11 protein-coding genes are annotated in these 12,096 nt (G+C 60.1%); 2 read left to right on the top strand and 9 right to left on the bottom strand.

Features of this window, described 5'->3' with window-relative positions; translation table 11 throughout:
- Positions 1 to 115: 115 nt before the first annotated feature.
- The 5 genes from pbpG to ACTG2B_RS20985 all read right to left on the bottom strand — a co-directional run bounded on the left by pbpG (position 116) and on the right by ACTG2B_RS20985 (position 6,197).
- Positions 116 to 1,027, bottom strand: a complete 912-nt coding sequence (gene pbpG / locus ACTG2B_RS21005) for a D-alanyl-D-alanine endopeptidase (protein ID WP_005336410.1) — start codon at positions 1,025 to 1,027, stop codon at positions 116 to 118.
- A 259-nt stretch (positions 1,028 to 1,286) separates the two neighbouring features.
- Positions 1,287 to 2,753 (bottom strand): glutamate/gamma-aminobutyrate family transporter YjeM, encoded by a 1,467-nt coding sequence (yjeM, locus tag ACTG2B_RS21000; protein WP_439996774.1) that lies wholly within the window; start codon positions 2,751 to 2,753, stop codon positions 1,287 to 1,289.
- A gap of 435 nt (positions 2,754 to 3,188) precedes the next feature.
- The gene (locus ACTG2B_RS20995; protein WP_331461712.1) at positions 3,189 to 4,067 is read right to left on the bottom strand and encodes a DMT family transporter; all 879 of its coding nucleotides are present in this window, start codon (positions 4,065 to 4,067) and stop codon (positions 3,189 to 3,191) included.
- A 33-nt stretch (positions 4,068 to 4,100) separates the two neighbouring features.
- The gene (locus tag ACTG2B_RS20990; protein ID WP_100654741.1) at positions 4,101 to 5,021 is read right to left on the bottom strand and encodes an ABC transporter substrate-binding protein; all 921 of its coding nucleotides are present in this window, start codon (positions 5,019 to 5,021) and stop codon (positions 4,101 to 4,103) included.
- Between the two features lie 120 nt (positions 5,022 to 5,141).
- Positions 5,142 to 6,197 carry a porin gene (locus tag ACTG2B_RS20985; RefSeq protein ID WP_019444867.1) on the bottom strand — a complete coding sequence of 352 codons (1,056 nt, stop codon included), beginning with the start codon at positions 6,195 to 6,197 and terminating at the stop codon, positions 5,142 to 5,144.
- Positions 6,198 to 6,418: 221 nt separating this feature from the next.
- On the opposite strand from ACTG2B_RS20985, the gene glpX reads away from it, so the two are divergent.
- Complete coding sequence (gene glpX, locus ACTG2B_RS20980; protein ID WP_040068786.1) at positions 6,419 to 7,429, top strand: class II fructose-bisphosphatase; 1,011 nt, start codon at positions 6,419 to 6,421, stop codon at positions 7,427 to 7,429.
- A 134-nt stretch (positions 7,430 to 7,563) separates the two neighbouring features.
- The gene (locus ACTG2B_RS20975) at positions 7,564 to 7,815 is read left to right on the top strand and encodes a YkgJ family cysteine cluster protein (protein WP_005336384.1); all 252 of its coding nucleotides are present in this window, start codon (positions 7,564 to 7,566) and stop codon (positions 7,813 to 7,815) included.
- A gap of 77 nt (positions 7,816 to 7,892) precedes the next feature.
- Here the strand turns inward: ACTG2B_RS20975 and ACTG2B_RS20970 are convergent, their stop codons facing one another.
- From ACTG2B_RS20970 to hemC, 4 genes are read right to left on the bottom strand one after another with little or no spacing between them, the layout of a single operon-like run.
- The gene (locus ACTG2B_RS20970) at positions 7,893 to 9,056 is read right to left on the bottom strand and encodes a heme biosynthesis HemY N-terminal domain-containing protein (protein ID WP_439996773.1); all 1,164 of its coding nucleotides are present in this window, start codon (positions 9,054 to 9,056) and stop codon (positions 7,893 to 7,895) included.
- A 10-nt stretch (positions 9,057 to 9,066) separates the two neighbouring features.
- On the bottom strand, positions 9,067 to 10,116 hold the full coding sequence (locus tag ACTG2B_RS20965; protein ID WP_005336380.1) for a uroporphyrinogen-III C-methyltransferase: 1,050 nt from the start codon (positions 10,114 to 10,116) through the stop codon (positions 9,067 to 9,069).
- Positions 10,113 to 10,847 carry a uroporphyrinogen-III synthase gene (locus ACTG2B_RS20960; RefSeq protein ID WP_439996772.1) on the bottom strand — a complete coding sequence of 245 codons (735 nt, stop codon included), beginning with the start codon at positions 10,845 to 10,847 and terminating at the stop codon, positions 10,113 to 10,115. The genes ACTG2B_RS20965 and ACTG2B_RS20960 overlap by 4 nt, the downstream gene beginning before the upstream one ends.
- A complete protein-coding gene (hemC, locus tag ACTG2B_RS20955) occupies positions 10,844 to 11,773 on the bottom strand; it encodes a hydroxymethylbilane synthase (protein WP_139740585.1) in 930 nt (309 codons plus the stop codon). Before hemC ends, ACTG2B_RS20960 begins: the two co-directional genes overlap by 4 nt.
- Positions 11,774 to 12,096: the final 323 nt, after the last annotated feature.

The raw sequence follows: 12,096 nt of genomic DNA, 5'->3' as shown, positions 1-12,096 counted from the left end.
TTGTAACGGGATGGCGGAAGGTGTTACCTGTAACGGGAGCAAGCTCCCGTTTTTGGGCGCGCTCATGTAGATAAAAAAGCGAGGCGGGCGCCTCGCTTGGTTGGGGATCTCGAGCTTACTGGTGAGTCAGCATGCTGCTCTGGTTGGCTGCCAGGGTGGTTCTGCCCGAGCTCTCCAGCCATGTTTTGATCCGCTTGGCATCGGCGACCCGATCGTTGGTGGTCTCGGCATTGAGCAGCACCATGATCACCGGCTCACGATTGACCTTGGTGCCCAGCACCAGACAGCGGCCCGCTTCGCGGATATAGCCGGTCTTGGAGAGGGTGAACTCCCATTGCCCTTCGCGGATCAGCCGGTTGGAGTTGAGGTAGTGCAGCTGACGCTTGTTGGTACGCACATAACTCTGCTCGTCGGTGGAGTACTGGCGGATCAGCGGATAGGAGGCCGCTGCGGCGGCGAGCTTGGCGAGATCCTGTGCGGTGGAGACATTGCGCGGGTTGAGCCCGGTGCTGTCGGCGTAGCGGGTATTCCACATCCCCAGCATGCGGGCCTTGGCATTCATCGCCTCGACGAAGGCACGCTGGCCGCCGGGATAGTGGCGGGCCAGCGCCGAGGCGGCGCGGTTTTCAGAGGACATCAGGGCGATATGGAGCATTTCGGCGCGGCTGAGCCTGGAGCCGATGGCCAGGCGCGAGCCGGTTCCCTTGATACGGTCGATGTCGGCATTGGTCACGGTGAGCATTTCGTTGAGGCGCAGGTTGGCATCCAGCACTACCAGCGCCGTCATCAGCTTGGTGAGTGAGGCGATGGGCATTACCCGGTTGCCGTTGCGCTCGGAGATCACCTCGCCGGTTCTGTGGTTGGCCACCACGAAGGCAGCCGAGCTGAGGTTGGGCACATCCCGTCGCTCGAGAAAGCCGCTGCTGCTCTTGCTGCTGGCGGAAAAGGGGTTGGCATGGGCACTGTCCATAGTGGCCGGCAGCATTACTGCGCCAAGCAACAGGGGAAGGAGGGAACGCATCATCATGATCAGCTCTACCGGACGAAATACAGGGATATCTCGCTAAGTTATATGTCGTGAACTGGCGCTTCACAATCATTCTCACCTTGATATTGATAATTTACGGCGTTGAGCGCGCTCTGACGGCGAGGAGAGCGTAAAAGAGGTCTCCATGGAGTCTTTTTTTGCATTGAAACTATGGGCTGGTCGTGATGGCGAGCGGAAGCCGGCGCTAAAAAAATCGGGACCAGAACGGTCCCGATTGGCATGGAGCATTGCCTGCCGTTTAGTGGGCATCTTCCTGCTTGATCTTGAAGCGCATGGCGATCACCACGAACAGCAGCGGGCCAATGATGGTCCAGACGCCGGTGGAGATATCGCCGGAGATAAAGGGGGCGACCACGGTAAAGACGTTGCCGAAGGCGACCAGGATCAGGCTGATGATGGTAGCCAGCAGCACCGAGCCCGCGCTCTTGAAGAAGATCAGGTCCTTGCCCAGCGCCGGGTTGTTGCGATAGCGATACCAGGCGTAGATGAGGAACATGTAGGGCAGGGTCATGCCGACGTTGGTCATGGTGATGATCAGCTCATAGAGGGCGGCGGCCCCTTCCGGGTTGATCAGGGTAAAGATGGACTTGGCGGCAATGAACAGACAGACCACCCAGGCTTGCACCTTGAGGGCTTCAATCCGCACGCCATTTTCGTTCTCGCGCTGGAAACGCTCCGGCCAGAAGTAGCTCGGGGTGCCGGTGATGAACTGGCGCAGCGGCGCGTAGGAGAGGGCGATAAAGGCACCCAGATAGCTCAGGAACATGCCCAATCCGGCAAAGCGCATGAACACCTGTCCCAGCCACTCGCCACCAAGATGGCGCCCCAGCTCCAGCATGATGATGAAGAGGGCGGAGAGAGAGGTGATCCCCTCGGCCGGGAAGTCGCTCCAGCGCATGATGGAGCCGACCGCCAGAAAGCCGATGATGTAGCAGAGCACGATGAAGGCGCCGGAGAGGAAGATGCCGCGCTTGAGGTCGCGCTCGGGATCTTCCAGCTCGTCAGCCACCCCGGCCATCGCCTCGACCCCGCCGTAGGCGAAGATGGCGAACACCATAAAGCCGAGGAAGGGGATGATGTCGTTGAAAGCGGCATTGGGAGAGGCTGCCAGTGATGCCTGGGTGAAGGGCTCCTGCAGAGTCATGCCGCTCACCGCGAAGGTGAAGACGCCGCCGACCAGCAGCAACACGTTGAGTGCCACCACTGAGAGACCGCCGATGGCCGCCACTTTGGTGAAGCGGGCGCTACCCAGGGTGATGAGCTTGGTGACGGTGGCAACCAGCGCGATGGCGACCACTCCCAGAATAAAGGGGCCGAAGTCGATACCGGTGCCCAGGGTGACCGGGATGACGGTGATGTCGCGGCCAAACAGCATGAAGGAGAGGGGCACCCACATGGAGAGCGCCTTGCCAAACATCCAGATGACGTAGGAAGCGAACCACATGGTCAGACCGATAAAGGCGAATCGGGTCGAGACCGAGTGGCGCATCCAGGTAAAGATACCGCCTGCCTCTTTGCGAAAACCGGTGCCGAATTCGATCATCATCAAAATGAACGGGATGAAGAAGAACAGTCCGCCGATCACGAACATCGGAATGGCGGCATATCCCATTCGGTAAAAACCGATCCCGATATTAGTGACGCCAAATACCGATGTTAATATCATCAATATAAAGGCGCCCAACTTCAGCTTTTTTGCCGACATATTAAAAACTCCCTGATGGTGCTGGATTTAAAATAATCAAAAATTAAACAGACGAAACCGGACCCATTAATAACGCGGTAGCACCATGCCATCCTGCTGTGACGGGCGCGATCGGGTCATCTCTGACCGGGCTGGCTTACCCGTCAGGCGGTCAATGAATGTATGGGCGGAGCGGCATGGTCTGTGCCATGCGCGGTATTGGTCAGCGTTGCCGAAAATTAACTGTGAACGATTTTATCATTAATGCTGCTTGGCAGGTAAGTTTCCCGAATGAAGCTGTGGTTGAAATAAACAGACCTGCCAGTTAATTGATACGTTGCGGATGTAAACATTTACGCTTGGGCCGACACTTATTTCCATTATTCTTATTCGGCATATTTGGCGTAGTGAATTACGCCATCCTGCCTGATAAATACGCACCAATGGCGACAGCGCTTATCCTCCCAGCCGAGTCAGCAGCACGCCGCCAGTGATAATGGCCGCCGCCGTCAGCCGCATGCGCCCGAGCGGCTCTTTCAGCAGCCAGACCGAGAGCAGCATGGCAAACAGCACACTGCTTTCGCGCAGAGCCGCGACCACGCCAATGGGGGCTTGGGTCATGGCCCAGATAACAATTCCGTAGGCGAGCAGTGACATGGCACCTCCGGTAGCGCCAACCAGTGCATATTGACGGATCTGGCGCCATGCGTTGCGTTTCTGGTGGACGATCAGCACCAGCAGCATCGCCAGCCCGGTGCAGGCAAAGAGCCAGAGGGTGTAGCGTACCGGTTCACCTCCTGCGCGGGCGCCGGCTCCATCCGAGAGGGTATAGGTCGCCGTGAACATGGCCGTGATCAGTGCCGCCCGAACCGCTTTGCTGTCAAGGCGTTGCTGCCCACCTCGCCAGGCCATCAGCAAGACACCCATGATCAGCACGCAGGCGCCGATGATGCCGCCGTAACCGGGGTAGTCCCCCAGCAGCAGGGCACTTAACGCCATGGCGAGCAGTGGGGCACTGCCACGGGCCAGCGGATAGATCTGGCCAAAATCGCCCTGATTGTAGGCATGGCTGAGAAACAGGCAGTAACCGATATGGAGCAGGACTGAGAGGCCGAGCCAGGGCAGCTCGGCAGCAGAGGGAAGCCCCATGGGCAGCAGCGCCACGGCGGCGATAAGCCCTGAGAAGATCGCCACCAGTGACACGCCCACCAGCCGCTCTTCGCCAATTTTGACCAGCGCATTCCAGCTGGCGTGAAGCAGGGCTGCCAGCAGAACGGCAAAAAAGACGGTGGTGCTCATGGGAAAGGGCTCTCGGGCGATGGGGGTCAACAGCATACCCGCCCGGAGCCTGATTGGCCGAGATCTTTATCAAGGCTTCGGCTTTTCGGGGCTCGCCTCCTGCGTGGTAGCGTTACCCAGCTGCCCCAGCACCAGTTTGGGATGGGGGTCGGTCTGCAGCGGTATATCCTGCAACTCTGTTCCCTGCTGATGGCGATGGATGATCCCGGCGGCCATCTTGCCCAGCGCCTCGTAGCTGCTGATGGTGCCAACGCTGCAGCCGTGTTCGACGAACAGCTCGGCACTGCAGATGGTAGGGATGGCGGCTGCGTTGAGTGCATTCAGCAGGCGGGGGGCGATGGAGAGCAGATAGCTGTCTGCGGCCAGAAAGACGATGTCGTTTTTGGCGTCCTGTTGCAGCCGCTTCAGTTCGTTGTCCAGCCGCCGTGGGTCAGGGGCCATTCGCCAAGTGACCATCTGCCACTGGTAGCGTTTCGCTTCATTGAGCAACATATCGGCCACCAGCAGGGTGTTCTGCTCACGGGGGTTGAAGGGCAGCAGCAGCCGTTTTCCGGTGGCCAGGTGCTCGCTGGCGTTGGCCAGTTGCAGCGCCATCGGCACCATGTTGCTTACCCCGGCCACCATGCTGTTCTGGGCTTTGTCTTCCGAGAGGATGTCTGCCCCGACAGGATCGGAAACCACATTGAAAATCAGTGGCTTGCGGTTGGCCACCAGACTCTTGGTCATGGTGGTGGCGGTGGTGCCAAAAGTGTAGATGTAGTCGTATTCGGCCAGTTTCGGCAGCATCTGCTGGCGCAGCATGGTTGCCAGCGCCGTACGATCCTGATCGGCGTTATAGGTGGTGATGGTGGCCTGATAGCCAAGGCGGGTCAGCTCTGCCCGAAAGCCCGCTTCGGCTGCGGTTTCACCGCGCCACAGCACCATGGCGATAGAGAGGGCGTGAGCGGGAAGAGCCAGCAACAACAGCAGGACGAAAGGCAGCCTGACCATGATCATCTCTCCGGCGATACATCTACTGTTGAGCCTAGGCCACTTTCTCCGGTCGTGAGCGACGCTCAGCAAAAAGCGCGATGGCAAGCCATCGCGCTTTTGGGATCCGCAAAACCTCGATTAGAAGTCGTAGCGGGCAGCCAGCTGGAAGTCATCCTTGACGTTGAGCTTGCCGCTCTCCTTGCTGTCCAGATTGTTGATGCGGTACTCGCCAATCACCCGCAGGTTCTTGTTGAATTTGTACTGGGCACCCAGGGTGTAGTAATCCACGTTGTCTTTCTTGATACCAGCCTTGTCCTGCTCCTGTTTGTTCCACAGGGCCATCAGACCGAAGCCGTTCTCGAAGTTGTAGCCCAGCGCGGCTTCCCAACCGGTGTGATCGGTGCCGGTCGCCAGGAAGTCGCTGCCATCGGCATAGCTCAGGGCGGCGTAGGCAGCCTTGTTGTCGAACTTGGCAGAGATCAGCCACAGCTTGGCATCTTCTTCACCGCTCTTGTCGCGGATACCGACGTTGTAAGCGGTACCCAGAGACAGGTTGAACGGGAAGGTGTAGGCCACGGCAGCACCGTAGGCGGCGTCGCTATCCTTGCTAGTGGTCTCTTCAGTGTCACCACCGTCGAACTTGTAGCTGGTGTCGAGCTGGAAGCCATTGAACAGGCCGGAGTATTTCAGCACGGAACCGGCGCGGTTGGTGGCGAAGGTGTCGGTCTTGGCGCCAAGCGCTTCATTGCCGTAGCCGTCGGAGAGGGAGACATCAGTCCAGTCGGCCAGGAAACCCGGGGCCCCTTTCTGGCGACCGAAGGTCACGGTGCCCCAGTCAGCGCCGACACCGGCAAACGCCAGACGGGTGCGCAGGTTGTCGGAGTTCTCGCTGATGGTCTTCTCGCTGTCATTGATATACATCTGTACTTCGTACTGAGCCAGAGCCTTCAGGCCGCTCTGGATCTGGGTCTCGGCCTTGGCGCCGAAACGGACAAACTGGTTGGCACCCTGTTTGTCGCTGTATTCGCTTTTCGGTTTGCCGCTGGCATCCAGTTCCTTCTTGTCACCAAAGAAGTGGCCAGCGTAGATACGGCCATAGAGATCCAGCATGGAGGTGTCATTTTTGTACACTTCAACGGCTTGAGCCTGGAAGGCTGCGGTGAGAGCCAGTGCCACTACAGTCAGCTTTTTCATCTTAATCCCTTGTGGTGTTGCAAGCTTTTGTTTTGAAAACGGGGTCATGCTAGGCAGCGGGGATGACAGCGGGGTGACAGTTGGATGAAGAGTCGATGGCAATTGGGTTGCAATTGGATGAATTGGCTACATTCTTGCTCGCAGTGGCTACTTTTGTGCGCAAAGGTTTGCCCTTGTGGTAGAATGCCGCCCGTTTTCGAGCTCCATAGGTTGGATATGCGATGAGACGTGAACTGGCAATCGAGTTTTCCCGAGTGACGGAAGCGGCTGCACTGGCTGGCTACAAGTGGCTCGGACGTGGTGACAAGAATATCGCTGATGGGGCGGCCGTAGCGGCCATGCGCCACATTCTCAACCAGATCGAGATCGATGGTGAGATTGTGATCGGCGAAGGTGAAATTGATGAAGCGCCGATGCTCTATATCGGCGAGAAGGTCGGTACCGGACACGGCGACGCGGTGGATATCGCGGTCGATCCCATCGAGGGTACCCGCATGACTGCCATGGGTCAGGCCAACGCGCTGGCCGTGCTGGCGGTGGGCGACAAGGGTTCTTTCCTGAAAGCGCCTGACATGTACATGGAAAAGCTGATCGTCGGGCCCAAGGCCAAAGGCGCTATCGACCTGGATCAGGCTCTCGAGCTGAACCTCAAGGCCGTGGCCAAGGCGCTGGGCAAGCCGCTCTCCCGTCTGACCGTCATTACCCTGGCCAAGCCGCGTCATGACAAGGCAATCAAGGAGATGCAGGGTCTGGGTGTGCGGGTGTTCGCCATTCCTGATGGTGACGTTGCCGCCTCCATCCTCACCTGTCTGCCGGACAGCGAAGTCGACATGCTGTATGGCATCGGCGGCGCACCGGAAGGGGTGATCTCCGCGGCGGTGATCCGCGCGCTGGATGGCGACATGCAGGCCCGTCTGGTGCCGCGTCACCGCGTCAAGGGCGACAGCCCGGAAGTGCGTGCGCTGGGCGAGCAGGAAATTGCCCGCTGCGAAGCGCTGGGTATCGATGTGAACAAGGTGCTTAAGCTGGAAGACATGGCGAAGAATGACAACGTCATCTTCTCCGCCACCGGCATCACCAAGGGTGATCTGCTGGATGGCATCACCAGTGATGGTGTGATGGCGACCACCGAGACTCTGTTGATCCGTGGTAAATCCCGTACCATTCGTCGTATCAAGTCGATCCATTACCTGGAACGCAAAGACAGCGTGGTACGCGATATCATCCTGTGATGATGGCTCGCTGAACCGGCAGTGTTGTCTGAAGCCCGATCGCCCGTGCGGTCGGGCTTTTTGTTGTGCGCCAGCTACGTTTGTGCCGCCGCTTCGGCTATGGTGGCTCAGACCGTCCCAAAGGAGTGGAGTCTATGGAGTGTCGTAGCGGCTGCGCTGCCTGTTGCATCGCCCCCAGTATCAGCAGTGCCATTCCCGGTATGCCAGATGGCAAACCGGCTGGCGTCCCCTGTATCCAGCTCGATAGCGCCCTCGGCTGCAAGATCTTCGGTCAACCGGAGCGGCCGGCGGTGTGCGGCGGTTTTCGCCCCATGATGGATGTGTGCGGCAGCCACCGTGCCGAGGCCATCTGGCTGATTGGCGAGCTGGAGCGGCTTACCACCTGACGAGGGCTGGGCAAAGAGATAAAAAAAGAGGCCGCATTGTGCGGCCTCTTATCTTTTTGCTGTTTGTAGTCTGAGGATCAGATCCCCGCCAGCTCCAGCGCCTGACGGTAGTACTCGTTGGCCTTGTTGGTAAGGCGACGCTTGTCCATCACCTGACCGAGGGCGTGGTAGGCGGCGGCGCTCGGCGCCCGCTCCACCTCCTGCTCCAGCAGCTTCTGGGCATCGTCCAGTTGACCTGCCAGCAGATAAAGCTGGGCCAGTGCGGTGTCCACATCCGGTTGCCCCTGCTGTTTTTGCAGCAGCGCCAGCAGCGGCTGGTAGCTGTCGAGTTTCAGCTTGGGCAGACGAGCCAGCAGCTGCGGCATCGGCTGTTTGCGCAGCGCCTCCTGCCACAGGATGGCGGCCTCGCCGTCGGCGCCCAGCTGGCGCAGCAGATCGCCGTAGCAGGCCAGCAGCTCTGGCTCAAGGCGCAGCTTGCGCGGCAGATCCTGCCACACCGCCTTGAGGGTTTCGAGGCTGCTGGCAGCCTGTTGCAGGCGACCAGACCAGGCCTGTTGCAGCAGCTCTTCTTCCTGTTTCGGGGTCAGCTTGCCTACCTTGTGCAGTGCCGGGATCAGGTCGCACAGAGCGCTCCAGTCCTGACGGGCCAGATGCACCTGGCGCAGCTGATCCAGCACCATGGGGTGGCGCGGGTTGAGGGCGTAGACCGACTCCAGCATCGCCAGCGCCGTGTCGTACTGGCCCTGCTCGATCTGCAGCTGGGTCTGGGTCAGGGTGAGCGCCAGCTCGGCCTTGGGATTCTCCTCCTGCGCTTTTTGCAGGTATTGATCCCGGCGTGCGTCGTCACCACGGGCCTGTGCCGCCTTGGCGGCGCTCAGGTAGTTGAGCAGCGGGGTGTCGCTGTTGCTGGCCCCCTTGATCATCAGCTTTTCAGCCTGACTGTAGTGCCCTTCGGCCATCGCCAGGGTGGCGGCGACGGTCTGTTGATTGGCCTTGCGGCGGCGGCGCGAGCCGTACCAGCCGAGGGTCTTGCGGCGCAGGCCGAATACCCGACCCAGCAGCCACTCGACGATCAGCAGGGCGCCGTAGAACAGCACGGCCAGGATCACCGCGCTGGTGACGGAAGATTCGATGGTGTAATTGCCCAGGGCAATCAGCACATAGCCCTTGTTACCGGAGGCTTGCGGGCCAAAGATCAGCCCTGCGACCATCACGGCAACCAGAATGATTATACGGATCATGGTGCCCTCCTCAGCTGCTGGCCAGAATGCGTTGCAGGCGTTCGGTCAGCACCTGCTCCAGCATGGCCTGGGTCTTGAACTGGGCCGGATAGTCGATCTGGATCTGCTCACCCTTTAGCTTGTCGATCTCGCCCTGCATGTAGCGGGTGGCGCTGTTGTCGGTGTCGAAATATTGGGTCAGCCAGCGCTGGGCCTTGTCCAAGCTGTCTTCGTAGAGCGCCTGCTGCTCGCGATAGACGGAGAGCTGGGCCTGCAACAGCTTGGTTTTGAGGTTTTCACGCAGGAAGATCTCCTGCTGCGGCGAGAGCAGCGCCTCGACCGCGCCATCGCGGCGACGGATGGTGACGAAGTTCTCGGTGAACTTGACCCAGTTCTTCTTCAGATTGCTCTCCCACTCATCTGGATTGGTGCTGACCGCTTGATCCGGCTCGGCCTTGGCTTCCGGCATGCTGACGGTGGAGAGGGGCAGCAGCTCGATCTGGTCGGACAGTGCCGCCAGCTTGAGGGTCAGTCCCTCGCGGTCGATGCGCGGCATCCCCTTGAGCTTGGCGATATCCTCGGCCAGCGCCTTGCGGATCGGCATCAGGCTGGGGTCGTTGAGGGCGGCGATCCGCTCGTCGGCATTGCCGAGCAATGTGATGGCGGAGACGAGGTCATGCTCCAGCCACAGTTTGCGACCCGCCATCCGAACCAGATACTCGGATTCGGCCAGCATCCAGTCGTTGGGGCGTTTATCGTTGAGATCCAGTACCCGGTTCTGCAGACCCTGCATCTCCCCTTGCAGCCGCTGCTGGGTTTGATCCAGCGCGGCCAGCTGCTCGGCATCCTTGCTGCTGGTCTGGTCGATCTTGCTCAGGGCGCTCGCCAGCTGCTGCTTGAGCTGGGCCAGTTCGGCTTGCTGGGCCACGGCATTCTTGTGACCGTGCAGATAGAGACCGCCGGTCAGGCCAAGGGCCAGCAGGATGGCGACCCCTCCCAGTACGGCACCGGAGCGGCTCTTGCTGCCATTGACCGCAGCGGTCGGCTGGGGTTTGACCTGGGATTCTTGTTGTTCTGTCATTCCATCTTCCTCAGTTCCAGTGCGGCCGTCAGGGCCTGGTTGGATGCACCTTGGGCAATCGTGATATGGATAAAGCCCGCGGAGTGGGCCATCTCGGCCACTCGCGGGCTGGGGACCACCAGCAGGCGGTCAAAAAGCCAGGGCCGCTGGTGGCCGGGAACCAGCTCCAGCAGCCGTTGCAGCAGTTCACCACTGGTAATGAGCAGGCTGTCCAGCCCCGCTGCCTGCCAGTGGCGGGTCAATGTCTCCCCGTCTAGCTCGGGGTAGTGGCGTTCATAGGCCGCACAATAGTGCACCAGAGCACCGCATGAGGCCAGTGTGCTGGCGATGAGATCCCGCCCGCCATTGCCGCGCAGGATCAGTACCCGTTTGCCTGCTACCTGCTGCAGGGCGGGCAGGGCCAGCAGCCCTTCGCTGCGCGGGTCATCCGGGCAGCTCGCCGTGATGCCGATGGCTGCAAACGCATCTGTGCTGGCCTGACCCACCGCAAAGTACTCAATATGTGGCCAGGTCTGACCAGTTTGCAACAGAAAATCGTGTGCAAAATGAACGGCATGGATGCTGACGGCGATAACCACGTCGGCACTGCGCAGCAGGTCGGGCAGGAGAGGGAGTTCGCTGCCCGCCACGGTTTCCAGCAGCGGGCAGCAGAGTGGTGCATGGCCGTGCTGGCGCAACAACTGCACCAGTTCGGCGGCCTGGGCGGCCGGACGCACCACCAGCGGGGTCATGCGCGGTAGACCTCGGCGAGGATCTCGTCGGCACCGGCGGCCAGCAGGCGCTGGGCCAGTTGCTCGCCGAGGGCCTCACCATCGGCCAGCGGGCCGCGGATCTCGTCACGGATTACCTGGCTGCCATCCGGGCTACCCACCAGACCGCGCAGCCAGATCTGCTCGCCTTCGACCAGTGCGTAGGCACCGATAGGCACCTGACATCCCCCTTGCAGGGCGCGATTCATGGCGCGTTCGGTCAGCACCCGGGCGCGGGTCTCGGCGTGCTCCAGCGGCGCCAGCAGGGCGTGAAGCTCAACATCGTCGAGGCGACATTCGATACCGACGGCACCCTGACCGTTGGCGGGCAGGCTCTGCTCCGGCTCGATAAAGGCGGTGATGCGGTGCGCCATCTCCAGTCGTTTCAGACCGGCGGCGGCGAGGATGATGGCGTCGTACTCACCGGCATCCAGCTTGGCGAGGCGGGTGTTGACGTTGCCACGCAGGTCGCGGATCACCAGATCCGGGCGGGCGGCGCGCAGCTGGCACTGGCGGCGCAGGCTGGAGGTGCCGACCACGGCCCCTTGCGGCAGTTCGGCAATAGCCTTGAATCGGTTGGAGACGAAGGCGTCGCGGGGATCTTCCCGCTCGCAGATGGTGTGCAGGCCGAGCCCCTCGGGGAACTCCACCGGCACATCTTTCATGGAGTGAACGGCGATATCGGCCCGTCCTTCCAGCATGGCGGTCTCCAGCTCCTTGACGAACAATCCCTTGCCGCCCACTTTGGCCAGCGGGGTATCGAGGATCTTGTCACCCTGAGTGCTCATGGGCACCAGTTCGACCTGCAACTGCGGGTGCAGGGCTTCGAGCCGGTCTTTGACAAAGTTGGCCTGCCACAGGGCCAGCGGGCTCTTGCGAGTGGCAATTTTCAGGGTTCGGGCTGCCATATCAATCAGTTGTTTCATTTTTAGAAGGAAATCGATATTACCACCCTTTGCCCGGGCTTTCATGGCGGAGCCGGCAAAAGCGGGGCCAAGCTCAAAAATGCATGCTGAAAATGATTTTCATTAAGCAAGAGGTGTTGATTAATTCATTGAATGTATTGGAATTTAATGATTTCCCCTGATACTTGATGTGGTCATACCAGAAATAATCTGACGTTTAGCTGAAGGCTTGTTTACCACCGCTGTTTGCATTGTTAACATGATCACACTTTTTTGACGTATCCCCCTTTTGGTGCGTCATTTTCACTTAGGTGATAGGCAGGGCA

The organism is Aeromonas sp. 30P, assembly GCF_051919805.1.
GTDB lineage: Bacteria > Pseudomonadota > Gammaproteobacteria > Enterobacterales > Aeromonadaceae > Aeromonas > Aeromonas veronii.
This window is presented reverse-complemented; position numbering and strand designations above follow the sequence as displayed.